Below are 22,964 nucleotides of genomic sequence, written 5' to 3' on the forward strand. Positions count from 1 at the left end.
CATGCTCGACACTGCCCCGGACGTGGCCCCCGTCGTGGCGGACTCGCGGCCCCGCACACCGGCGCGCCCTCGACCGGCGCGCCCCCAGCGGGACTCGCGGAGCGCACGACACCGACGGATCGTCAGCACGGTCATCCTCTATGGGCTGCTCGTTGTGCTGGCGATTCCCTTCCTCTACCCGACGCTGTGGATGGTCTTCTCCGCCTTCAAGCCGACCAGCGAGATCTTCGCGATCCCGCCGACGCTGTGGCCGCAGACGTGGACGCTGGATGGCTGGTCCAAGGTGTTCACCGCAAATCCATTCGCCCGGCAGTACGCGAACTCTCTGGGGCTGGCCGCGATCACCACCGCGGGCACCGTGCTGGTGTCCGCGCTCGCCGGCTATGCATTTGCGCGAATGAGGTTCCCGCTCGCCGGACCGCTGTTCATCCTTACGCTCGCCGGAATCATGGTGCCCGCGGATGTGACCATCATTCCGATCTTCCAGGTGGTGAACTCCTGGGGGTTGGTCGATACGTACTGGCCGTTGATCATCCTGCCGATCTTCGGCCCCGGCGCCGTGGTCTCGACGTTCATCTTCCGACAGTTCTTTCTCGGCCTCCCCCTCGAGCTCGAAGAGGCGGCTCGGTTGGACGGGCTGGGGCGCCTGGGGATCTTCGCCCGTGTGGCGATGCCATTGGCGGGGCCCGCGATCGCCACGGTCACGATCATGACGTTTCTGAAGAGCTTCAACATGTACTTCGAGCCGCTCATCTTCCTCCGCTCGTCCGAGCTGTTCCCGATCGGCCTGGGTTTGACCCGGTACCAGGACGGCTACGGCGAACCCCTGTGGACCACACAGCTGGGCGCCACCACTCTGAGCGTCATCCCGGTGCTGATCGTGTTCTTCTTCGCTCAAAAGCAGTTCGTCGAAGGGCTCACCCGATCCGGCCTCAAGGGCTGACGGAGTCTCGCAGTATCCACATCGCACGTCACGACAAAGGAGTCACCGATGACTGATCCCTCCCTCTCTGCCGACGTTCCGCTGCTTCCGCCGATCTCGCGTCGCACCCTCCTCCTCGCCGGCCTCGGAGCAGCAGCATTCACAGCGCTAGGAGTCGTCGATCGCTCGCCTGCCGCGGCAGCAAGCGCCGGCACGGTTCTCCCGCTCGTCAACGCCCTGCCTCAGGGCGCCCCCGATCGCACGCTGTTCGCACCCAATGAGCAGGTCCTTGCTGCGTATCTGATGATCGTCGCGCCCATGGCGAACGACATCGTTGACGATGACCCGGACCGATTCGGGTTCATGGGCGGAGGCTGGTGGCGCACACCGAGCGAGCCGTTCAACGCGCGCGTGCAGGAACATGTGGCCACACTCAGCTGGTTCTACGCGAACGAACGCACCTGGAACCCGTACTACCTCGACAGCGCGCTGCTGGGTCGGCTGGATGCCGCGATCGGGCACTATCTGCGAATCCAGCACCCGAACGGTTCGTTCCCGGAGTACACGACGACCGAGTTCTCGCGCGCGGCGACGGCGTTCGGCATGGTCGCTCTCTCTGAAGCGCTCGCGAATCTTCGGTCCGCGAATGCGCTGCCCGAGCGTCAGGTCGAATTGGAGGCGGCGCTGCGTAACGCGGCGACCTGGTTCATGGATCTCACGAACGGCCACTGGAAGATCCCGCTCCCGTTCGTGAACCAGACGGTCGGCGGGCTCGCCGGTATCGCGCGAGCGGCACGCGTCCTCGACGATCCTCAGCTGGTATCCGATCTGAGCGACCGGATCGACTTCATCGCCGAGCACGGGCAAGCGCCGGCTGGGTTCTTCCACGAGCCCTTCGGTTTCGACTTCGGATACAACTTCTTCGTGATGCTGCCAGACCTTGCCGACCTGCACACCATCACGGGCAACCCCGTCGTTCTCGACATGACGAAGAAGTGGACGGACTTCGCCCGCCACGCCGTGGTGCGCGAACCGGATGTGTCGGGCTACATCGCCCACTCCGCCGCGTGCTCGCGGACGGCGGACTGGAACTTCCTGACCGACTTCACCGACGATGCCGAACGCGGTGCGCTGAGTGCAGCGCTCGCCCCGGAGGTTCCGGAGCTCGCGGCCTTCCTCACGACGTTGGAGGAGAAGCTTGCGTCGCGGGGCGCGTGGGCTGCACGTTCCGAGCCGGTGGTCGCACGTGCCAAGCAGGCGACATCCCCGCGGCTCTGGATGCACGTCGTCGAGCGGCCCAACGTGCCGTCGAACGCCGATCGTGCAGCGTCAGAGGCGTCGCTGCCGTACATCACGTCCGAGAGGTTCACGAAGCGGCGGGTGGGGACCCTCGCACAGGACTATGTCTTCGCCCGCCGCCCTGCGTACTACCTCTCCTCGCTCTTCGGCGCCCGCTCCGACACGCCGAACCGAATGGGGCCGGGTCTGCTCTGGCATCCGCAGATGGGCACGGTGCTGGCGGCGACGAACACGAAGGTCGGCGCGGCCTCGTGGGGATTCGTGGATTCGACTGGAGCCGACACCACCCTGTCCGACATGGCGGTCGTGTATCGCCACGGCGGCAGCGGTTCCGGCGCGGTGATCGCCCCGGAAGCGCTCGACGCAGAGACGGGCGTCATCACCTTCGACGCGATCAGCTCCGCGAGCGGCACGAGGACCTTGACCACCCTGCGAAACACGGGCCTCAGCCTGCGTACGGAATCCGCGGCCGCGGGCGCATTCCGAGTGCCTCTCGTGCTGCGCGCGACAGACGACGTCACCTACTCGGGTGGTGCGACCGCACAGTTCAACGCAACGAGCGCCGCGAACGCGACCTGGGTCAGCGTGCAGCGCAACGGCGTGCGCATGCAGATCTCCTGGGGCGTCGAGTCGGCGGTGACGCTCTCGCCCACTTCCATGACCTTGCTCGGTGGCACCGGGCGCGTCCACCAGCTGTCTGTCCCGGTAGGCGCCAGGTCCGAGATCGAGATCGAGTTCGCAGTCGCTGGGCGTCCAGCGCCAGCTGCACCGGCGGAGACGAAGTGAACGTCGACGGCATACGCGAGAAGGCGCTCGGGGGCAGTCCACGCATCGAGAGCGACGATGAGGGAGCCGCTGCGCGCCCGCGCGCAGTTCTGTATGCAAGCGAAGAGGATGCCGGTGCGGCGTTCTCTCCCGCCCTGCGAGAGACGATGACGGAACTCGTCGACTGGGTGCACATCCGCCCTGGTGAATTGCCGAGTCGTGCCGACCATGCGTTTCTTCTGACAGGGTGGGGCGCCGGTCGGATCCCAGCGGAACTGATCACTTCTGACGTTCGGGCAGTCCTCCACATCGGCGGCAGCCTTCACGGCCTCCTCCCGGAAGCCGCGTGGCGTCCTGATCTGATCGTGGTCTCCGCGCGCACGGCCAACGCCGTGCCGGTCGCCGAGTACGCCCTCGCCTGCGTGATCATGGCTGCCAAGCGCGCAACCCTGTTCGCGCATCGACTCCGCACGGGGACTGACTACTGGAGTCCTGCGATTCGCCCCACCGCCGGGCTGTACGGTACCCGCATCGGCATCGTCGGGCTGTCTGCGACAGGCCGGCATCTGCTGAGCCTGCTGCGGCGTTTCGACGTGGACGTCTCGGTGTACGACCCGACACTCAGCGACGAAGAGATCACGTCCGCCGGCGCTGAACCTCGAGGGCTTGACGAGCTCATCCGGTGGTGCGACATCCTGTCGCTGCATGCGCCATCTCTCCCCGCTACGCGCGGGATGATCAATGCCTCCCGCCTCGCGGCGCTTCGTGACGGAGGAACCGTGATCAACACCGCGAGAGGGGACTTGATCGACACCGAGGCGATAGCCGCCGAGTGCACCAGTGGACGTCTTTTCGCCTATCTCGATGTGACCGAACCCGAACCGCTTCCAGCCAACAGTGGACTGCCCACCATGGAGAACTGCTTCATCACACCTCACATCGCGGGCGCTATGGGGAATGACATCCACCGGATGACGGCATTCATCCTCGATGAACTGAGGAGGGTGATCACGACGGGCTCCACGCCGCATGCCGTCAGCCACTCCCAGCAGATGCTCCTCGCATGATCGCCGCCCTCGTCGAGAGCCCACCAGGGTCGTCCCGACCGATAATCGCTCGGTGGGGCGACTCGCTCACACAACAGGGAGACGATGTGCGGCTCAGCGCGCTCACTCGCGCAGCCGTTCTCAACGCGGGCGTCGGCGGGGAGACATCGACGACGGTCGCCGGGCGCATGGGCGCTCTCCCGATAACCGCTTCCGTCTCCCGGAGTCCCGACCCCCGCGAATATCTCATCTCATTCGTCTCACCCGCAGGTTTCCGCCCGTTGCTGCAGGGAAGCGGCACTGCGAACAGCCTGCTTGGCGGCTGGCTCGACGGGGTGCCCGGGATGGTCTTCGCGCGCGACGACGGCGAAGGAGGATACGTCTTCGTCGCGGACGGCGACTCACCACCACCTCTCGCGGGCCACGCCGCCTTCATGCCGTATGTGCACGATGCGTATCTCTCGGGCATCGGGGTGCTCTGGGTCGGCAGGAACAACTTCCGCGACGTCCACACTGTGATCAGGGACCTCTCTGCGATGATCGCGAGGCTGAAGACCGACCGCTTCCTCGTTCTCACCGTGCTGCACGGCGAAGATGATCATCCGCTGGCGACGACCGGTCAAGCCATCACCACTCTGAACGCCGCGATCTCGACGACCTGGAAAGACCACGTACTGGATGTGGACAAGGAACTGAGGCGGACCTACGCGGCATCGGGTGAGGAGGCATCCGTGGTCCCCGCGCGCATCCGGAAGGACGCCGTTCATCTGACCGCAGAGGGCCAGCGCACGGTCTCAGAGCTGATCGCCGCTGCCTGCCGTCAACGGGGCTGGGTGTAGCCCCGGAGTTGCGAGAGCCGGCAGCTCCACGGGATGTCACCTGCCGCCACAGCCTGCGGCCACACCGACGCCGCTCTTGCGCAGGCATCCGTGTGATGGTGGGCTGTCGGCATGCCGTTCTTCCCTCCTGATCCCGACGTTCCCGAGCCGGAGCCCGTCGAGTCCGAACAGCCGGCATGGTGGCAGGCGCCGGAGGATGAGCTGCCGGTGATCCTGCCGATCTCCGAGTTCCTCGCCAGAACCGATCAGGTCGCCCTCGTGCTCGCCGGTGTCGCCGTGCACAGCGAGGGCATCGCGTTTCGCGTGGAGCGCCTCATCCGTCGTAACGGCATCCCGATGCGGGAGTGGAACGAGCTGTGTCAGACATTCATGGAGCACATGGCGCCCTTCGACGCCACCGATGTCGCCGGTCGCCTCCGCTTCGGGGTCGAGCTGGCGGACGGCGAGAAGGTGTTGGCCGATCCGCACCCGTTTCTGGGGCATGCGGATCCATCCTTCGGGCGCGAGGGTCATGTTCTGAGTCGTCTTCAACGGGGAGGCGGTGGCTCTGGGAGCACCTACTCGGCGGCGGATGAGCTGTGGCTCTGGCCGTTGCCCCCGGCTGGGCCGATCGACGTCGTCCTGCAGTGGCCGGCTCTGGGCATCGACGAGACGCACGTGACCATCGACGTGGGGTCGGTCGAGGAGCCGGCCGCGCGGGCACGACGCTACTGGCCGAGCTGACCCTGCCCACACGACCCCTCTTGACACGGCATCCGCGCCGCCATAATGTACAACCAAATGGTTGTACATGAACTGAGCGAAGCGGAGGTCGACCGTGTGTTCCACGCACTGGCGACGTCGGTCCGGCGCGACATCCTGCGCCGGACGATCGAGCGGGAGCAGTCCGTCTCGACCCTCGCCTCCGAATATGAGATGTCGTTCGCTGCGGTGCAGAAGCACGTCGCCGTGCTCGAAGCCGCGAACCTCATCGTCAAGCGTGCCGAGGGACGCGAGCGGCTCGTCCGCGCGAACCCCGAGATGATCGCCCGCGCCAGGGCGCTCCTCGCCCGATACGAAGAACTGTGGCGATCGCGCATCGCCCGCCTCGACGACCTGCTGGCAGAGCCGGCACCCACCGAACCGACAGAACAGGGGAACTGACATGCCCGTCACCGACGTCACCACCGACCCGGAGAACCTGACGATGACGATCGTCGCCGACTTCGCCGCACCCGTCGAACGGGTGTGGAGCGCCTACAGCGACCCGCGTCAGCTCGAGCGCTTCTGGGGCCCTCCCGGTTGGCCGGCGACCTTCACCGCTTGGGACCACACCGTCGGCGGCCGCGCCTACTACACGCTCACCGGCCCGCGCGGAGAGAAGTCGTCTGGCTCGTGGGAGTTCCTGTCGATCGACGGACCGCACAGTTTCGAGGTGCTCGACTCGTTCGTCGACGACGACGGCAACCCGCTCGAGGGTTTCGCCCCGATGCGCATGAAGCTGACGTTCGAGCCGACCGCCGAGGGCACCCGCATGGTCGGGAAGAGCTACTTCGACTCGGTCGAGGCACTGGAGCAGGTCGTCGCGATGGGGGTCATCGAGGGCACGAAGATGGCCATGAGCCAGCTCGACGCCGTGCTGCAGGATCTGCGCGAGTTCGCGCAGGGCAAGGGCACCATCGTCGAGCTGCTCGACGACACCCATGTGCGCATCACCCGGCTCGTCGAAGGCCCGCGCGAGCTGGTCTGGCGTGCGTACAACGAGGAGGAGCTGATGCGGAAGTGGATGCTCGGACCCGACGGATGGGAGATGACCGAGTGCGTCATCGGCACCGCGCCCGGCGACACGCACCGCACGTCGTGGGCACCGGTCGGCGACACCGAGGGTGAAGCCTTCGGCTTCGAGGGCGAGGTCATCCTCGTCGACGCTCCCCGTCGCGCCGTCACGACCGAGCGGATGCAGGGCACCGAGGGTCCGGACACGCTCAACGACCTCAACCTCTACGAAGAAGACGGCGCGACCCTCGTCACGCTCATCATCGAGTACCCCGACAAGGAGACGCGCGACATGATCCTCGCCACCGGCATGGCCGAGGGCATGGAAGCGTCGTACGCCCGCCTCGAACGCGAGGTGCTGTCGGCCGACCCTGTCGCCTGACCTCGCTGCCGCCGGCCGGTCCCGATGCCGGGGTGGGCCGGCGGCAGCGGTGTTCTGCGCAGATCAGAGCGGTCTGCGCCGACGAATCGGGAAGCGGGATACTGCGCTCCGAGGCGTCGCTGTCATTCCGTCTGACCCGGTCGTCGCATCGTGCAGGGCCGTTCCCCGTGCGTCGGTGGCGCTGTTACCGTACTGGGCGCGCGATCGGTTGTGGGGGCCCGTTCGCGGCGCCCGCTCGTGTGCCCCCGATAAGGGGACGGTCATGGGGGCGAACGCGCTTCTGAACACGATGCGCAGCCAGGTTGCCAGGCGCAGGCCGAAGCGGATGGCTGCACTCGCGGTGCTCACCGTTGTCGTGACCCTCCTCGGCGGAGGCGCGGTGACGCCGATGCAGGCGCAAGCGGCGAGCGCTCCGCGCAACGTCGTCATGATCATGGCCGACGACCTCTCGTGGGACCTGGTGCCGTACATGTCCGAACTTCAACGGCTCATGGCCGACGGTGTCTCCTTCGACAACTACTACGTCACGAACTCCCTGTGTTGCGTGTCTCGGTCATCGATCCTCACCGGCCGCTTCCCGCACAACACGGGCGTCTACCAGAACTCCGGCCCGATGGGCGGAATCGAGGCCTTCCGCAGGGGGCTCATGCAGTCGGGGGAGACCCGAGACAACGAGCAGTTCACCTATGCGGTGCAGGCACAGGACCGCGGCTACTACACGATGCTCGAGGGCAAATATCTCAACGGCTACAACAACGCGTTCGGGGTGGGTGACGTGGTGCGCCGCCCCGCAGGCTGGACGATGTGGCGTCCGTACAACAACGGCGCCTATGGGGAGATGAACTTCGCCATCGGCATCCCCGGCAAGAAGGCGATCAAGAACACGACCTACGGAACCGACACTCAGATCAACCGAGCCCGCAGCTTCATTCCGAACATGGCGAAGCTCGGCAAGAGCTTCCATGCGACGTTCGTCCCGTTCTCCACTCACGCCGGCGATCTGAAGAACCCCGAGGTGCGGAGCTTCCCCGCCGCCCCGCGCGATCTGCCGAAGACCGCGGCCAACCCCGCGGGAGAGTTCCCCGGAGGCGACTGCGGTAAGCAGCCCGACGGCGTACAGCGCTCCTGCTACGACATCCGCATCGAGTCGCTGCCGGGCAACGGGAAGATGGACTGCGCCAAGGACTTCTACGAACTGCCCTACGCGAAGCCCGACGGCAAGGACGACGCCTGCGAGCTGCAGCAGTATCTGCACGACAGGATCCGCATGGCCCAGTCGCTCGACGAGCTCATCGGAGCGGTGCGCAGCGAGCTGGAGAAGAACGGGCTGTGGGACTCGACCTATCTCGTGTTCACCTCCGACAACGGCTTCCACCTCGGGCAGGGGGTCGACCTCGGTCTCATCGAGAACGGCGGCGATCCCTACAAGATCGGCAAGGGATCGCCATACGAGACCGACCTGCGCGTTCCGCTTGTCGTCGCGGGTGCGGATGCCGCGAAGGGGATGGTGCGCACCGAGCTCACACAGTCTGTCGATCTGCTGCCGACCTTCTCCGCGATGCAGCCGAGCATCTCAGGTGTGCAGACCACGTTCGCGGACAACGACGGCATGGACCTCCTGCCTCTCATTCGCGGCGAGCAGGTGTCGAACTGGCGGCAGTGGGCGTACTCGGTGCACACGAAGGTCTCCGATCCGAGCACGGCGGGCCCGGACTCGGAGCCGGGAACTCTGGTGCAGGAAGGCTTCTTCTCCCTGCGCGCGAACGGCGAGCTCTACGTGCAGCATGTGACGGGCGCAGATCGCGGGACGATCTCGCGGTACTCGGTGGAGGGGCCGTCCGCCGGGCGCCTGAACTCCCCGCTTCCGTGGGAGGAGTTGCCGGCGGCGAAGAAGGAGCAGATCCAGGCGCAGTTCGCCCGGTTCGCGGCCTGCGGTGGCGGCGAGACGTCGGCGCAGTCGTGCCAGAGCGCCGCCCGGGTGCCCGCGCTCTGACTCTCCCGCGTGTGAAGAGCCGGCCGGTCCCGATGTCGGGGTCGGCCGGCTCTCGCGTGACGGCGCCGTCAGATCAGGCGGCGCAGGGCTTCTTCGAGCGAGATGCCCTGAGCGTCCGCGCGGTCGGACAGCCGTGCGTGCTCGTCGGCCGTCAGCGTCACGCGCAGCACGACGGGCGCGGCCGGGGGCTCGTCGAGACCTTCAAGCAGATCGGAGGCTTCGGCCCACAACGGCTCGGTCTGTGAGGGCGTCGCGACGGGCGCGTCGGGCCACTCCACGTCGGGGCTGTCGACCCATCCGTCGTCGCCGACGCTCGGGGGCGCGCTCGACGTCGTGGGGAGGTCGCCGACCGCGTCCGCGACCGCGCGCGCGCTGGCGCCCGCCGTGGCGACCGCGCCCGTGCCCGTGCCCGCCGTGGCGGCCGCGGCGACGGCGGCTGACGCGGCGACGGCGGCTCCGGCATCCGTCGCCCTGGTGAAACCGGGGCCTCGCCGTGGTTCCTGCTTCTGCTGGTACGCCTTTGCGGCGGCGTTGGCGCGCTCGTCGGCGGCCTCGTTGAGCGGATGGCCGGCGTGGCCGCGCACCCAAGAGAACTCGACCTGACGTCCGCGAAGGGCCTCGTCGATAGCCTCGAGCAGGTCGCGGTTGAGCACCGGGCCGCCGTCGGACTTGCGCCAACCGCGGCGCTTCCATCCCGGCATCCACTTGGTCACCGAATCGATCACATACCGGCTGTCGCACTCGATGAGGAGCTTCTCATCCGTACCGGCTGTCGCACGCAGCAGCTCGAGCACCGCCTGCAGCTCGCCCTGATTGTTGGTGCCGTGCGGCGACCCGCCGGCGGCCCAGTTCGCGTCGTCGATGTACCAGGCCCACCCGTTCGGGCCGGGATTGCCCAGGGCGGAGCCGTCTGCGGCGGCGGTGATCGTCATGCATCCACCGTAGCCGGGGCCGGGGACAGCGCTCGCCCGCGGTGAGCGGGGTCAGTCCTCGGGTTCGCCGGACTCGACATCCGCGGCTTCGGGCGCCGGTGCCGCGACGGGGAACACGATCGATGACGCCGGGTTCGGCATCCCGAGCATCAGGGTGTCGACCGACGGCGCAGCTTCGAGCATGTCGGCGGTGTCGTGCTCGAACGGCTCCGAGGGGAGAGTCCACTGGCTCTCTTCCTCTTCCGGACGGTGCTGGAACAGTCCCATGCATCCATTGTGCGGGCTCAAGACGCCGCAGGTACCCGACGGAACGTGAAGTACCCGGACACCGCACCGTGATTGACCACGCCGGTACCCGTGCTCAAGATGCGGTTCGACGTCGTGGCGCCCGACTCGATGAACGTGTAGCCGGTGTGTTCGAGGCGCCACCCGATCTTCTCCACCTCGCCGAGGAAGTAGCCGACGCTCTCGTTGCTGGCGAGCGCGTTGTCCGCTGAACCCCACGAGGAGGTCTGGCCGGTCAGCCGCCCCACCTCCACCTGCAGGTGCAGCAGGAGGTTGCCGCGCGCGTGCGCATCGCGTGACAGGGCCAGCAGGCGCGAAGCTTCGTCGGCTGTGAGCATGGTCCCCCCTGCGAGTCGTGTGGGATCAGCGTAGTCGGGGCGCGGTGCGGTGGGGAGAGCGGATGCCGGACGCCGGATGCCGATTCCGGATGCCGGATGCCGATGCCGGATGCCGGATGCTGGATGCCGGCGGTCAGCGGGATGCTGCCCTCACCGCGTCGACGAGATCGCGCCAGGGTCCGTCGAGCGCCGCATCGGGGAGCTCCTGCTCGTGCTGGTGCTCCGGTGTGCGGGCGCGGATGCTCCAGACGAATCGATCTGCCCCGGTCGCGGCGGCGGGCTCGGAATCCCACGGGCAGCTGTCGATCAGGGCGATGAGATCTTCGGCGTCGGCGGGGTCCCGCTCGACCCGCCATCGTCGACGGAGACCCGCGATCCCTCCGGTGCGCACGACGGCGATGACGACCCTGTCGTCAGTCGGTTGCGGGGACGCGCTCACCCTCCCAGACTCCCACGGTCGACCATGCCCGTCGAGCCGCTTCGGCGAGTTGGTTCCCTCCCTCCTGCTCGTCGAGCGTCGACGCCGCGGCGATCGTCGCCTCGGCGAACTGCGCGAAGGTCGCCGTCGCGGGGAGTCCTTCGGTGAGCGCGCGGTACCAGACCGTTCCCGCACGTTCCCAGGCGTTGCCGCCGAGGTCGATCGCGAAGAGGGCGAAGGCGCGGTTGGGGATGCCGGAGTTGATGTGCACGCCCCCGTTGTCCTCCGTGGTGCGCACGAAGCCGCTCATGTGGTCGGGCTGCGGGTCTTTGCCGAGCTCGTCGTCGTCATACGCGGTCCCCGGGTGGAGCATCGACCGGAGGGCCTGCCCCTGCACGGCATCCGTGAAGATCTCGGCGCCGATCAGCCAGGAGGCCTCGGCGGCTGTCTGACCGCGCAGGTACTGCTCTGTGAGAGCACCGAACACGTCGGCGATCGACTCGTTCAAAGCTCCCGGTTGCCCCTGGTACTCGAGACCGGCGGTGTGCTGCACCACGCCGTGCGCCAGCTCGTGCCCGATCACGGTGGTCGAACGGGTGAAGCCCGTGAAGACCTCGCCGTCGCCGTCGCCGAACACCATGCGCGACCCATCCCAGAATGCGTTGTCGTAGTCGACGCCATAGTGCACGCTCGCATCGAGCGGAGCCCCGGCGCCGTCGAGGGAGTTGCGGCCGAACGCGCCCAGCAGCATCTCGAACGTCGCGCCCAGGCCGTCGTACGCCTCGTTGACCGCGGCGTCGTCGACCGGCGGTTCGCCCTCGCTGCGCACGAGCGCGCCGGGGAGTTTCTGGGTGTTGCCCGCGTCGCTGATGCTGCGCCGAGGCGCATCGGAAGAAAGCTGGGCGACGAGGTCGCCGTTCTCGTCGATCGACAGGTCGATGCGCGCGCGGAACGGCGGTCGGCCGGCGGTGAGCGTCTGGCGGGCGGCTGCGGCGGCGCGCGGGAAGCGGCCCGACTCGGCGAGGCGCGCGAGCAGATACGAGGGGACGACTCCGTGTGGTGCTGTGCGACTGCTCATGCCCCGACACTACGCCGGGGTGCCGACGTTGCGCGCGTGCGGACGGGGGCCGCTGGTGCTCGGTTGCGCGGGGCTGCACGACACGGGACTCGAATCGCACGGGACGGTCTGCCGAATTGAATTTGAGAATCATTATCAATAAGGTGGCGATGTGACCACGCACCACCCGCACCGTCTTCACCAGCCGCGCCGCCGGAACCGCCTTGCCGTCGGCGCTGTGTCGCTCATCAGCGCCGCCGCGATCACCGCGTGTGCTCCTGCTGCCCGCCCGGCGACGACCGCCGAGCCGCTGCACGCGCCGGACGCCGTCGACGGGGGCGGTGCGGCCGAGGTCGCCCGCCCGGCTCGTGCCATCGCGGTCGTGGACGAGCGCGGCGCCGTCACGCTCATCGACCTCGCGACCGAGGAGCGATCGGTCATCGCGGCGGCCGGCTCCGCCGTGCAGACGGTCGACGGCTCCGGCCGGTACCTCTTCCTCGCTCGCACGCACGCGGCGGAGACTTCGGTGCTCATCGTCGATTCCGGTCGTTGGACGCAGCCGCACGGCGACCACTCGCACTACTTCCATCGCGAGGCGAGGGTGGTCGGCGAGATCTCGGGAGCCGGCCACGCGGCGGTCGTGGTCGGTGCCGACGCCGTGGCGATCACCTTCGACGGGAGCGAAATGGTCGCCCTGCGGTACGAGGAACTCGCATCGCAGGGAACGGATGCCGCGACGCGCGTCGCCGCGGACGGTGCGGAGCTCTCCGTGGTGGTCGGCGATGAACTCGTGCGTGCGGTGCACGGGGTGGTGGATGTCCCTGGACAGGAGTCGGTGCCGTGCGCCGGCGTGCGCGATGTCGACACGACCCGCGCCGGAACGGTCTTCACCTGCGCGGACGCGGCCGTCATCGTGAGCCGCGAGGTCGGCGGCGCCCTCTCCGTCGGGGCCGTGCCCTTCGCGCCGTCGGACGGGACGCTCCCAGGCGGCGAGGCCGCGGCATCCCCGCGCTCAACAGTCTCGGTCTCGGATGACCCGGTCGCGGGGATCGCTCCTCCGGCTGAGGCGCTCGCCGGGCGAGGCGATCGCCCCGACCTCGCCGCGCCTGCGGGTGATCTCGGGGTGTGGCGTCTCGACGTGCGCGCGGGTGCCTGGACGCTGCTCGAGTCCGACGCTCCTCTCGTCCGCGCGGCCGCTCTCGGCGACGACGCGCACCGCACCGTCGCGATCGACGCAGCGGGGGCGCTTCGCGTGCTCGCGGAGGACGGAGAGGTCATCGCCCGCACGGAGCCGCTCGTCGCCGCGGCGCTCGCCGATCCGCGGACGCGCGACCGGGTGGCCCTCGTACTCGACTCGTCACACGCCTACGTCAGCGACCCGGAGGCCGGCGCGATCCACGAGGTCGAGCTCGACACCGGCATCGTCTCACGCACGTTCGACGCGCCCGATCCGCGGTTCCTCGAACTCGTCGGATGAGCCCGATAAGTCCAACCGAAAGAAGGAGGAGCCCATGTTCCCTTCCGCGCGCACTGTCGCGTCTTCCCCGTCCGATCCGTCATGGCGCCACGCTCGGCGCCGTCTCGCGACCGGCATCCTGACGGCGGCCGCCGCTGCCGCGCTGGCCGGATGCGCCGGTGTCCAGCCGGCTGCCACCGCCACACCCTCGCAACAGGCCGCAAGCGACACCGCCACCCGTGTCGCCGTCGCGTATGACGGTGGCGTGCTCGTGCTCGACGGCGCGTCGCTGGAGCCGGTGGGGGATGCCGCGCTCGACGGCTTCCTGCGCGTGAACGGTGCGGGCGACACCGCCGGCCATGTGTTCGTCACGGCCGACGACGGCTTCCACGTGCTCGACACCGGCCTCGAGAGCGGTGAGGTCTCCTTCACCGGCGAGGTGTTCGACGCGGTCACGCCGGGCCATGTGACGCCGCACGCCGGACGCACCGCCCTCTTCGACGACGGCACCGGAACCGTGCGGGTGTTCGACACCGACGCGATCGGTTCGGGCGAGCTGCCCGCGTTCGACACGATCGAGTCGCCGGCAGCACACCACGGCGTCGCGATCGAGCTGTCCGACGGCACCACACTGTCCACGATCGGCACGGCGGAGTCGCGGTCGGGTGTGCGGCATCTCGCGGCAGACGGGTCGGAACTCGCCCGCAACGAGGAGTGCCCCGGCGTGCACGGTGAGGGCGCAGTGAAGGACGAGGTCGTCGTGTTCGGCTGTGAGAACGGCATGCTGGTGTTCGACGACGGCGCGTTCACGAAGCTCGACGCCCCCGACGAGTTCGGGCGCACCGGCAACGCCTACGTGACCGACTCGAGCGCGATCGCCGTGGGGGATTACAAGTCCGACCCCGACCAGGAGGGGTACCTGCTCTCGGCCCTGACGCTCGTGGACACCGCGGCGCCTTCGCTGTCGGTGGTCGAGCTGCCCGCCGGCGTCGAATACACCTGGCGGGGCGTGGGTCGCGATGCGCACGGCGGCATCGTGGTGCTGAGCGCCGACGGTTCGCTTGTCGTGCTGGATGAGGCGGGCGCCGTGCAGGATTCGTGGCCCGTCATCGAAGCGTGGGAGAGCCCGGAGGAGTGGCAGCAGCCGCATCCGGGTCTGCGTGTGGTCGGTGACCTGGCGTATGTCACGGAGCCGGCGTCGAGGAGCATCCATGCCGTCGATCTGCATACGGGTGAGGTCGTCGCCTCGGCAACCCTCGACGTCGTCCCCGGCGAGTTCGTGGTCGTAGGCCCCCCGGCGTCCTAGCCTCCCGCCCCCATCCCTTCGCGCCCTCGCCCCTCGCCCCCTTCGCTCCGGTATGAGTTGTGGCTGGAAAATGCCGCCAAAACCGACCACAACTCATACCTGAGCGGGGTGGGCGGGGGTCGCGTAAAATCGGCACAATGACCGACGCGCCCGACGCCACCCCCGACCTCGGCACGGGCGACGACACCGCTCCCGGCCTGGGCGACGACACCGCTCCCGGCCCGGGCGACGACAACGCACCCGGCCGGGGCATCGACCCCGCCGACCTCGCGACGACTCTGCGCGTGCTCGGCGGCCTGCACGAGCTCGACGAGGACCACCCGGACTTCGTCGCCGTCCGCCGCGCGACCGCGAAGATGTTCAAGGCCGTCAAGCGCGCCCGCCGCAAGGAGATCCGCGACGCCATCGCTGAGGCCGACAAGGCCGTCGTCGCACGCACCGCCACCGGCGCCCCCGACCGCATCGACGACGAGACCCGCGGCATCGACCTGGCCTCGAGCGTGATCGACGCCCCCATCGCGGGCGAGCTCATCAAACCCCGCAACTGCTACATCTGCAAGCAGCCGTACACCCTCGTCGACGCGTTCTACCACCAGCTGTGCCCCGACTGCGCGCGGTTCAGCCACGGCAAGCGCAACGCCCGCACCGACCTCACCGGCAAGCGGGCCCTGCTCACCGGCGGTCGGGCGAAGATCGGCATGCACATCGCGCTGCGGCTGCTGCGCGACGGCGCGCACACCACCATCACGACGCGGTTCCCGCGCGACGCGGTGCGGCGTTTCTCGGCGCTGCCGGACGCGGCCGACTGGCTGCATCGGCTGCGCGTCGTGGGCATCGACCTGCGCGACCCGGCCCAGGTGATCGGCCTCGCCGACTCGGTCGCGGCGCAGGGTCCGCTCGACATCCTCATCAACAACGCCGCCCAGACCGTGCGGCGCTCGCCCGGCGCCTATTCGCTGCTGGCGGATGCCGAGCTGCAGCCGTTGCCCGACGGACCGCTGCCCGAGATGGAGACGTTCGGACATACCGCCGACCCGCACCCGCAGGCGCTGCAGGCATCGGTCGACGCGCATCCGCTGCTGTCGGTCGCGGCCCTCGGCGGCACGGTCGCGGAGCAGGGCGGTCAGGCGCTCACCGCCGAAGACCTCGCACGGCTCGCGATGGCCCCCGGCTCGTCGTCGCTCGCGAAGCACGCCGACGGGACCGCGATCGACGCCGGCGGGCTCGTGCCTGACGTGAACCGCGTGAACAGCTGGGTGCAGTCGGTCGACCAGGTCGATCCGCTCGAGATGCTCGAAGTGCAGCTGTGCAACACCACGGCGCCGTTCCTGCTGATCAGCCGCCTGCGCGCGTCGATGGCTGCGTCTCCGGCTCGCCGCAAGTACGTCGTGAACGTGTCGGCCATGGAAGGGCAGTTCTCCCGCCGCTACAAGGGGCCGGGGCACCCGCACACGAACATGGCGAAGGCCGCGCTCAACATGCTCACGCGCACGAGCGCCGGCGAGATGCTGGAGACCGACGGCATCCTGATGACCGCCGTCGACACCGGCTGGATCACCGACGAGCGTCCGCATTTCACGAAGGTGCGACTGGCGGAGGAGGGCTTCCACGCCCCGCTCGACCTCGTCGACGGCGCTGCCCGCGTGTACGACCCGATCGTGCGCGGCGAGGCCGGCGAGGACATCCACGGCGTCTTCCTCAAGGACTACGGGCCCAGCCCCTGGTGACCGTCGCCACGGCGGTGCCCAGCCCCTGGTGATGCGCGGCCCGGGGCCCCGGCCCGGTTCAGTGCGCGCGTGAGGCGAGGTTCGCCGAGGCCCACGCGCCGAGCTGATCGAGGATCGGCAGCAGGCCGTCGCCGCTGGCTGACAGCGTGTAGGAGACGGTGACGGGCGGCCCTGGGTCGACGGTGCGTACCACGAGTCCGGCGTCGGCGAGCTCGGCGAGTCGATCGGAGAGCACGGTGTCGCTGATCCCCGCGACCGCCCGGCGCAGTGCGACGAAGGTCGTCGGTCCCGCGCCGAGGGCGGAGATGATCATGCCGTTCCAGCGTTTGCCGAGCACGCTGAAGGCCAGTGTGACTGCGGCGTCGCACTGCTGGATGTCTTCGTCGGCCTCGGCCATGCCCCCATCCTACCTGTGCTACGTTAACGCGAGTCGCTAAGAAAAACAGAGCGACTCCGATTACGAAAGGTCATCATGTCCCTGTTCCGCCTGGACGCCAGCATCTTTCCCGCATCCTCGGCAAGCCGCGCACTGGCCGACCTCGTCGAAGCGGAGTGGACCGCATCCCACCCCGACTCGACGGTGACCCGCCGCGACCTGGCCGCCGACCCCGTCCCGGCGACGGCCTGGGCGGATGCCGTCACCGGCGGGTTCCTCCCCGAGGACCAGCGCACCGACCGCCAGAACGAGGCCAGGGCCCTCGCGCGGACCTTCGCCGACGAGCTCATCGGCGCCGACGCGCTGCTGTTCGCCGTTCCCCTGTACAACTACGGCGTCTCGCAGCACTTCAAGACCTGGTTCGACCTCGCCTACACCGATCCGCGCATCGACCCGACCGGCACCGCGCTGCGTGGCAAGCCCGCGACCCTGGTCACGGTGCTCGGCGGCAACTACGCCCCGGGGACGCCCAAGGAGGGCTGGGACCACTCGACCGGCTGGCTGCGTCGCGTGCTCAAAGACGTCTGGGGGCTCGACCTGCGCGTGGTGCAGCGTCCGTTCACCCTCGTCGGCGTGAACCCCGCCCTCGACGCCTTCACCGACGTCGCCCGCGAGCTCAAGGAAGCCGCCGAGGACTCCGCCCGCACCTACGGCCGGGAACTCGCCGAGCGTCGCGGCTCCAACGCCGCCTGAGCGGCCCCGCCGGCTGGGTGGAGGAAACAGCTGACGGACGGAGCTCGGACGAGGGGAGTCAACACCGGTGTTCCGGTGTGATGCAGACGCGACGCCTCGCGGAGCGGGTTCATGAGGGCGCGCGGTCGCTAGCATCGGATGGTGGACATCCTCGGCGGCACCGCCAGCACCATGCAGATCCTGGGTGCTGTCGGTCGGCCTCTGCTCAAGAGAACGGCCATCGCAGCCACCCTGAGAAAGTGCGTCGAGGAGGCTATGCGCGCTGCCACCGATGCGAGCGATACGCGGCTCGATGAACTCGCCACTGCCGTGATGGCCCGCGTGAGCGCCGATGAGGTGCTCGACCTGTTCGCGCCGCAGCTCGAGCGTCTCGCCAGCGCCTCCAACCGCGCGCGGTGGAGGAGTGCCTTCGTCACATTGGCCCGGGGCGATTCCGCGATCGTCGCCGACGAGATCGACCTGGATCGGCTGAGCGAGGATGCTGCGGTGCTCCTCGAGGAAATCGTGGCTCGGGAGGCTTCGCGTTTCGAGAGCCCGCTCTACAACGCCTTCGCGGTCTCGTTGCTGCTCGATCGAGAGGGCCGCAGCGGTAACCGCGTCTCGGAGAAGCATCCTGTGACACCCACAGGGCGGACGTCCAATCTCTGGACTCTGCCCTTGCCCGGTGAACCCTTCGTGGACCGTGCCGAGAGAGCTGCGATGAATGCCGTGTTGCGGGAATGCGGCGTCGTCGTTCTCGCGGGCGGACCAGGCATGGGCAAGAGCTTCCTGGCCCGGGCAGCGGCGCAGGAAGCGCTCGACGGAGGAGAGGTCGACCTCGTGTGGTGGGTGTCGGCGTCCGGCGACGAGCAGCTGCTCGCCTCCTGCGAGGCATTGCTCGACGCCCATGGCGTCCGCCCCGGCGACGACCCCAGGGCACAGGTGCGCGCGTTGCTCTCCGAACGGGAGAGATGGATGCTGGTGATCGACGCCGCCGAGGATCAGTCTGTCGTCAGCGCCGTCGTCCCCGCAGGGCATCGCGGCGGAAAGACGGTCATAACGACCAGGTCGACGTCGGCGTTCCACCCCTCGCAGGTCGTCTCGCTCGACTCCGTGGGTGAGGACGCCCTCGCGGGGATGGCGCGTGGCATTCTTCCCCATCTCAGTGATGCCGAACTGCATGAGACGTTCGAGATGTGCTCTCGGATCCCTCTGGCGATCGTGACGGTGTGTCGCTACATGGCCTCCACCGGGGCGGGGATCAGCGAACTGTCCTCGCTCTTGCGATCCGCCCCCGCGTCTGTGCTCTCCGATCCGGTCGGCCCGCACTATCCGGCGAGCTTCACCGAGGTTCTCTCCCGCATGTTCACCGAGCTTCGCGCGAGCGACCCGTACGCGGCCTCGCTGCTGCTTGCGCTCGCCGTCAGCGGTGCAACCGATGTGCCACACGACGTGCTGGAGATCGTCGCCGCGAAGCACACGGACCCGCGGGGCATCGGACCATCGGTGCACGCACTGGCGCGGCTCGGCCTCATAGCCGCCGGAAGGAGGCTGCTCAGCTGTCACGCGCTGATCGCCTCGACTGTCATCGACCTCGCGGGCCCGTCTGAAGTCCGCCGCGCAGCAGACCGCATCCTGGAAGCGGTCAGCGCGTTGTGCGAGACGCCGGGTCGCGCCACGACCTCACGGCTGAGCGCGGTTGTTGACGCTGCGGACGGCCACGCTGCGGAGCAGAGCGAGCATCGCCTGCCGACTCGCCTTTCCCTCGCGGGAGCTCTCGCGGAGAGCGGAAGGATCGCGAGCGCGTACCGGCAGGTCGCGGCATCCGACGCGCTGGTGCGCACACGAGTCGACGACCTCTCGCGGTGCCTCGCGTGTGCCCGCGTTCATCTTTCTGCGGGCCTTCCCCGTCTGGCCTTGAGCGAGGCGGGTAGCGCGCTGGACACAGTCCGAGATGACGGACCGGTCGACGTGGTCGCGGCGATTCATGTGATCGTCGCGTGGTCGCAGAGCCTGTTGGGCAATGCAGAAGCGGCGAAGGCATCGATCACCGAGGCGTTGACCCTGGTGCCGACCGACAGAGACGTCCAGGCGCTGCATTCACACTTCTCACTGCTTGACGCTGCCCCTAAGCGCCGCATGACGGAGTACGCCGCCCTCGCCGCTTCAACCCGTGGCCGAGGCGGGATGGAGGGTTTCTACCTCGTCATGGCAGCGCGCGCAGCCCTGGACTGCGGGGAGCCGAATGCGGCCGTCGATCTCGCGACACGTGCCGTGGAGATCGACTCCGAGACGTCGGGAGCTGCCAGTCAGTCGGTGGCCCGCGATCTCAACGACCTCGGCATGGCATACATTGCTGCCGGCGATCTGGAGAAGGGCGAGGAATCCCTGCGGAGGTCGCTCGACATCTACCGGAGTGAGACGCCGGACCACGCGCTCGCGGTGATGCCCGAACTGCACCTCGCGCGCATCCTCACGCTCCGTGCACGGACGGTGTCCACGGAGGCCGAGGGCTTGCGGCTGCTCGATGAGGCGCGTTCCATCCTCGAACCAGCCGTGCGCCGGCATGAAGGGGTCGCTCCGACCAGCCGGGAGCATGCGGCGCTGCTGTTCGCCCTCGCCGACACCTTCGTGCTGACCAAACCCGGCCGTGCGGCAGCGCTGTTGCGCCGTGCCCGCGAGATCGACCGGGCGGTCTTCGGCGACGTGCACGAGGAAGTGGGCATCGACACTGCGCGGCTCATGCAGGCGCAGCTCAACGCGGGCGATTCCGCTGGAGCGCTCGAATCGTTCACCACGGTCGCGTCTCGGCTCGGAGAGTGGGAGTCGGAGCGCCCGGACCTCGCCGCGCAACTCCATCTGTTCAGGCTGTGGGCGCTGGCTGAGCAGCCGGAGAACCCTGCAAGAGATGCGGCCCTCGCGTACGCTCGCGCACAGGTTGAACGCGTCCTCGCTCTTCCTGGCGTCGACGAGACCACACTCAGCCTCTTCGCGTTCCTTCGAGGCGCCAGCGATGGGTAACGCCGCCTGAGCGGCTCCAGCCGCGCCGGCGACGTGCCCCGCTCTAGTTGATGATCTCGGCGCGTTCGTCGGCGCGGATGGCGGCGATGCGCTCGCGCCACTCCCGCAGCGCCTCGGGTGCGAGCCGAGGCCAGTCGTGCACCTCCTCGATGACGCGCAGCGGATCGGTGCTCCGGTACGAGCGCGTGGGATTGCCGGGGAACTTCTTGTCGGTCACGTTCGGGTCGTTCTCGAACGGTCCGGTGGGCTCGACCCGGTAAACGCGCGGCTCGCCGTCTCCTGCGGCGAGTTCGGCGGCCAGTCCAGCCCCGTCGCGCAGAGCCGTGAAGTAGATGTGGTTCATGACGATCTCGGGCCGGCAGTTCGACCGGAACCCCGCGGTGATGAGGTCGCCGGGGGGGCGAGATCGGCTTTCGTGCCGTGGAAGAAGGGTCCGTCGTCGAGTGCGTCGCTCACCGCGACAGCCTAAGCCGCTGCGCCCGGCGCGTGCAGGGGGAACGGATGCCGCACCCACACGGTCACGTTCAACCCTCCCTCGGGGCGCGCCGTGAGCACGAGCGATCCGTCGTGCGCCTCGGCGATGCGGCGGGCGATGGCGAGGCCGAGTCCGACTCCGGCGTGGTCGTCGCCGGGGGCGCGCTCGGCGCGGGCCCTCTCGGCGCCCCGCTGGAAGGGCTCGGCGAGTGTCGCGACCTCGTACGGCGACAGCGGGCGCCCGGTGTTCTCCACGACCAGGGCCACCGCGTCGGGGCGGGAGTGCGTGCGCACCGTGACGAGGCCGCCCGACGGCAGGTTGTGGACGATCGCGTTGTGCACGAGGTTCGTGATGAGCTGCTGCAGCAATGCGGTGTTGCCGATCACGTGCGCCGGGTCGCCGCCGACCTCGATGGCGACGCCCCGGCGTTCGGCGAGTGGCAGCAGCGTCTCGACCGCTTCTTCGGCGAGCAGCGACAGGTCGGCGGGTTCGCGCGTGAACGAGCGGCGTTCGGCGCGGCTGAGCAGCAGCAGCGCCTCAGTGAGCTCGATGGCGCGGGCGTTGACGTCCTGCAGCTTGTCGATGAGCACGTCGACGTCGCGGTCGGGGTCGTTGCGGGCGACTTCGAGCAGCGTCTGCGAGATGGCGAGCGGCGTGCGCAGCTCGTGCGAGGCGTTCGCCGCGAACCGCTTCTGCTCGGCCATGTTGGTCTCGAGGCGTTCCAGCATGGAGTCGAAGATGTCCGCCAGATCGCGGAACTCGTCGCGGGGGCCCTCGAGGGCCACGCGGTGCGAGAGCGATCCCTGTGCGGCGAGCTGCGCGGCGTGGCCGATGCGGTCGAGCGGCGCCAGCATCCGCCCGGCGAGCCACCAGCCGCCGGCCCACCCGATCACGAGCAGCACGATCATGACGAGCGCGGCGACCGGCACGAAGGCCCGCAGCAGATCGGAGCGGTTGGGGAAGAAGTCGACCGTGTCCGGCACGTACCGCAGCAGGAACAGCCCCACGGCGGCGAGCAGCAGCAGGCCCGACACCACCACGATGCCCGCATAGCTCAGGGTGAGCTTCATCCGGGCGGTCATGCCGCGGCGCCTAGTCATCGGCATCCGTCCCGATCCGGTAGCCGACGCCGGGCACGGTGAGGATCAGCCAGGGCTCGCCGAGACGCTTGCGCAGCGACGACACGGTGATGCGCACGGCGTTCGTGAACGGGTCGGCGTTCTCGTCCCAGGCCCGTTCCAGCAGCTCCTCGGCGCTGACGACGCCGCCGCCGGCGCCCATGAGCACCTCCAGCACCGCGAACTGCTTGCGGGTGAGGGCGACGTAGCGGCCGTCGCGGAACACCTCGCGGCGGAACGGGTCGAGCCGCAGCCCCGCCACCTCGAGCACGGGAGGGCGCGCACGGTGACGGCGACGGTCGAGCGCCCGCAGCCGCAGCACGAGCTCGCGCAGCTCGAAGGGCTTGGTGAGATAGTCGTCGGCGCCGATCTCGAAGCCGGATTCCTTGTCGTCGAGGCGGTCGGCCGCGGTGAGCATGAGGATCGGGATGCCGCTGCCCGACGCGACGATCCACCGTGCGACCTCGTCGCCGGACGGGCCGGGGATGTCGCGGTCGAGCACGGCGATGTCGTACGAGTTGACGCTGAGCAGTTCGAGGGCCGTGTCGCCGTCGCCGGCGATGTCGGCGGCGACGGCTTCGAGGCGCAGGCCGTCGCGAACCGCCTCGGCGAGGTACGGTTCGTCCTCGACGATCAGCACGCGCATGGCTGAGAGCTTACGCACCCCGGCATATCGAGAACGTATGGAAAATCGCATACGCCGTCGCAACGGGCATCCTTCT

Annotated in this window: 21 protein-coding genes and 1 pseudogene; 13 read left to right on the forward strand and 9 right to left on the reverse strand. The window is 68.9% G+C overall.

Annotation, left to right across the window (positions count from 1 at the left end):
• The first annotated feature begins 1 nt into the window (after position 1).
• The 8 genes from AB663_RS05355 to AB663_RS05390 all read left to right on the forward strand — a co-directional run bounded on the left by AB663_RS05355 (position 2) and on the right by AB663_RS05390 (position 9,001).
• Entirely contained in the window at positions 2-943 is a 942-nt protein-coding gene (locus AB663_RS05355; RefSeq protein WP_083511126.1) for a carbohydrate ABC transporter permease, read from the forward strand.
• Between the two features lie 48 nt (positions 944-991).
• On the forward strand, positions 992-3,007 hold the full coding sequence (locus AB663_RS05360) for a hypothetical protein (RefSeq protein ID WP_067196480.1): 2,016 nt from the start codon (positions 992-994) through the stop codon (positions 3,005-3,007).
• Entirely contained in the window at positions 3,004-4,053 is a 1,050-nt protein-coding gene (locus tag AB663_RS05365; RefSeq protein WP_067196482.1) for a hydroxyacid dehydrogenase, read from the forward strand. The genes AB663_RS05360 and AB663_RS05365 overlap by 4 nt, the downstream gene beginning before the upstream one ends.
• A complete protein-coding gene (locus AB663_RS05370; protein WP_157540897.1) occupies positions 4,050-4,871 on the forward strand; it encodes a hypothetical protein in 822 nt (273 codons plus the stop codon). The genes AB663_RS05365 and AB663_RS05370 overlap by 4 nt, the downstream gene beginning before the upstream one ends.
• Before the next feature lie 111 nt (positions 4,872-4,982).
• Positions 4,983-5,594, forward strand: coding sequence for a hypothetical protein (locus AB663_RS05375; RefSeq protein WP_067196486.1), 612 nt, complete (start codon positions 4,983-4,985; stop codon positions 5,592-5,594).
• A gap of 57 nt (positions 5,595-5,651) precedes the next feature.
• A complete protein-coding gene (locus AB663_RS05380) occupies positions 5,652-6,014 on the forward strand; it encodes an ArsR/SmtB family transcription factor (RefSeq protein WP_067196488.1) in 363 nt (120 codons plus the stop codon).
• 1 nt (position 6,015) lies between these two features.
• Entirely contained in the window at positions 6,016-7,008 is a 993-nt protein-coding gene (locus AB663_RS05385) for an SRPBCC family protein (RefSeq protein ID WP_067196489.1), read from the forward strand.
• A 325-nt stretch (positions 7,009-7,333) separates the two neighbouring features.
• Positions 7,334-9,001: a sulfatase-like hydrolase/transferase gene (locus AB663_RS05390; RefSeq protein ID WP_067196491.1), complete on the forward strand. Its 1,668-nt coding sequence runs from the start codon at positions 7,334-7,336 to the stop codon at positions 8,999-9,001.
• A 68-nt stretch (positions 9,002-9,069) separates the two neighbouring features.
• Here AB663_RS05390 and AB663_RS05395 read toward each other — a convergent pair whose 3' ends face one another.
• The 5 genes from AB663_RS05395 to AB663_RS05415 all read right to left on the reverse strand — a co-directional run bounded on the left by AB663_RS05395 (position 9,070) and on the right by AB663_RS05415 (position 12,052).
• On the reverse strand, positions 9,070-9,933 hold the full coding sequence (locus AB663_RS05395; protein WP_067196493.1) for a ribonuclease H family protein: 864 nt from the start codon (positions 9,931-9,933) through the stop codon (positions 9,070-9,072).
• A gap of 51 nt (positions 9,934-9,984) precedes the next feature.
• Entirely contained in the window at positions 9,985-10,200 is a 216-nt protein-coding gene (locus AB663_RS05400; protein WP_067196494.1) for a hypothetical protein, read from the reverse strand.
• A gap of 17 nt (positions 10,201-10,217) precedes the next feature.
• Positions 10,218-10,556 carry a hypothetical protein gene (locus tag AB663_RS05405; RefSeq protein WP_067196496.1) on the reverse strand — a complete coding sequence of 113 codons (339 nt, stop codon included), beginning with the start codon at positions 10,554-10,556 and terminating at the stop codon, positions 10,218-10,220.
• Positions 10,557-10,689: 133 nt separating this feature from the next.
• On the reverse strand, positions 10,690-10,995 hold the full coding sequence (locus AB663_RS05410) for a protealysin inhibitor emfourin (protein WP_067196498.1): 306 nt from the start codon (positions 10,993-10,995) through the stop codon (positions 10,690-10,692).
• Positions 10,970-12,052, reverse strand: a complete 1,083-nt coding sequence (locus AB663_RS05415; protein ID WP_067196500.1) for a M4 family metallopeptidase — start codon at positions 12,050-12,052, stop codon at positions 10,970-10,972. The genes AB663_RS05410 and AB663_RS05415 overlap by 26 nt, the downstream gene beginning before the upstream one ends.
• Positions 12,053-12,203: 151 nt before the next feature.
• Between AB663_RS05415 and AB663_RS05420 the strand changes: the two genes are divergently transcribed.
• From AB663_RS05420 to AB663_RS05430, 3 genes are all read left to right on the forward strand, one after another.
• Positions 12,204-13,508: a hypothetical protein gene (locus tag AB663_RS05420; protein WP_157540900.1), complete on the forward strand. Its 1,305-nt coding sequence runs from the start codon at positions 12,204-12,206 to the stop codon at positions 13,506-13,508.
• 34 nt (positions 13,509-13,542) lie between these two features.
• Complete coding sequence (locus AB663_RS05425; protein ID WP_083511128.1) at positions 13,543-14,793, forward strand: hypothetical protein; 1,251 nt, start codon at positions 13,543-13,545, stop codon at positions 14,791-14,793.
• Between the two features lie 137 nt (positions 14,794-14,930).
• Complete coding sequence (locus AB663_RS05430; protein ID WP_232304648.1) at positions 14,931-16,520, forward strand: SDR family NAD(P)-dependent oxidoreductase; 1,590 nt, start codon at positions 14,931-14,933, stop codon at positions 16,518-16,520.
• Positions 16,521-16,578: 58 nt separating this feature from the next.
• On the opposite strand, the gene AB663_RS05435 is transcribed toward AB663_RS05430, so the two are convergent.
• The gene (locus tag AB663_RS05435; RefSeq protein ID WP_067196504.1) at positions 16,579-16,917 is read right to left on the reverse strand and encodes a winged helix-turn-helix transcriptional regulator; all 339 of its coding nucleotides are present in this window, start codon (positions 16,915-16,917) and stop codon (positions 16,579-16,581) included.
• Between the two features lie 75 nt (positions 16,918-16,992).
• Here AB663_RS05435 and AB663_RS05440 point away from each other — a divergent pair, with 75 nt between their 5' ends.
• Positions 16,993-17,649, forward strand: coding sequence for an FMN-dependent NADH-azoreductase (locus tag AB663_RS05440; protein WP_067196506.1), 657 nt, complete (start codon positions 16,993-16,995; stop codon positions 17,647-17,649).
• A gap of 255 nt (positions 17,650-17,904) precedes the next feature.
• Positions 17,905-20,649 carry a tetratricopeptide repeat protein gene (locus AB663_RS05445; protein ID WP_198147939.1) on the forward strand — a complete coding sequence of 915 codons (2,745 nt, stop codon included), beginning with the start codon at positions 17,905-17,907 and terminating at the stop codon, positions 20,647-20,649.
• A gap of 43 nt (positions 20,650-20,692) precedes the next feature.
• Here the strand turns inward: AB663_RS05445 and arr are convergent.
• The 3 genes and pseudogenes from arr to AB663_RS05460 form a co-directional block, all read right to left on the reverse strand.
• Positions 20,693-21,105 (reverse strand): annotated as a pseudogene (arr, locus tag AB663_RS05450) (NAD(+)--rifampin ADP-ribosyltransferase).
• A 9-nt stretch (positions 21,106-21,114) separates the two neighbouring features.
• Positions 21,115-22,206, reverse strand: a complete 1,092-nt coding sequence (locus AB663_RS05455; protein ID WP_067196510.1) for a sensor histidine kinase — start codon at positions 22,204-22,206, stop codon at positions 21,115-21,117.
• Positions 22,207-22,216: 10 nt separating this feature from the next.
• A complete protein-coding gene (locus AB663_RS05460) occupies positions 22,217-22,888 on the reverse strand; it encodes a response regulator transcription factor (protein WP_067196512.1) in 672 nt (223 codons plus the stop codon).
• Between the last annotated feature and the right edge of the window lie 76 nt (positions 22,889-22,964).

Source organism: Microbacterium sp. XT11, from assembly GCF_001513675.1.
GTDB lineage: Bacteria > Actinomycetota > Actinomycetes > Actinomycetales > Microbacteriaceae > Microbacterium.

Coding starts and splice junctions, on each gene's coding strand:
- AB663_RS05355 (WP_083511126.1), top strand. CDS start 2: ATGCTCGACACTGCCCCGGACGTGGCCCCCGTCGTGGCGGACTCGCGG.
- AB663_RS05360 (WP_067196480.1), top strand. CDS start 992: ATGACTGATCCCTCCCTCTCTGCCGACGTTCCGCTGCTTCCGCCGATC.
- AB663_RS05370 (WP_157540897.1), top strand. CDS start 4,050: ATGATCGCCGCCCTCGTCGAGAGCCCACCAGGGTCGTCCCGACCGATA.
- AB663_RS05375 (WP_067196486.1), top strand. CDS start 4,983: ATGCCGTTCTTCCCTCCTGATCCCGACGTTCCCGAGCCGGAGCCCGTC.
- AB663_RS05380 (WP_067196488.1), top strand. CDS start 5,652: ATGGTTGTACATGAACTGAGCGAAGCGGAGGTCGACCGTGTGTTCCAC.
- AB663_RS05385 (WP_067196489.1), top strand. CDS start 6,016: ATGCCCGTCACCGACGTCACCACCGACCCGGAGAACCTGACGATGACG.
- AB663_RS05390 (WP_067196491.1), top strand. CDS start 7,334: ATGGCTGCACTCGCGGTGCTCACCGTTGTCGTGACCCTCCTCGGCGGA.
- AB663_RS05395 (WP_067196493.1), bottom strand. CDS start 9,933: ATGACGATCACCGCCGCCGCAGACGGCTCCGCCCTGGGCAATCCCGGC.
- AB663_RS05400 (WP_067196494.1), bottom strand. CDS start 10,200: ATGGGACTGTTCCAGCACCGTCCGGAAGAGGAAGAGAGCCAGTGGACT.
- AB663_RS05405 (WP_067196496.1), bottom strand. CDS start 10,556: ATGCTCACAGCCGACGAAGCTTCGCGCCTGCTGGCCCTGTCACGCGAT.
- AB663_RS05415 (WP_067196500.1), bottom strand. CDS start 12,052: ATGAGCAGTCGCACAGCACCACACGGAGTCGTCCCCTCGTATCTGCTC.
- AB663_RS05425 (WP_083511128.1), top strand. CDS start 13,543: ATGTTCCCTTCCGCGCGCACTGTCGCGTCTTCCCCGTCCGATCCGTCA.
- AB663_RS05430 (WP_232304648.1), top strand. CDS start 14,931: ATGACCGACGCGCCCGACGCCACCCCCGACCTCGGCACGGGCGACGAC.
- AB663_RS05435 (WP_067196504.1), bottom strand. CDS start 16,917: ATGGCCGAGGCCGACGAAGACATCCAGCAGTGCGACGCCGCAGTCACA.
- AB663_RS05440 (WP_067196506.1), top strand. CDS start 16,993: ATGTCCCTGTTCCGCCTGGACGCCAGCATCTTTCCCGCATCCTCGGCA.
- AB663_RS05445 (WP_198147939.1), top strand. CDS start 17,905: ATGCGCGCTGCCACCGATGCGAGCGATACGCGGCTCGATGAACTCGCC.
- AB663_RS05455 (WP_067196510.1), bottom strand. CDS start 22,206: ATGACCGCCCGGATGAAGCTCACCCTGAGCTATGCGGGCATCGTGGTG.
- AB663_RS05460 (WP_067196512.1), bottom strand. CDS start 22,888: ATGCGCGTGCTGATCGTCGAGGACGAACCGTACCTCGCCGAGGCGGTT.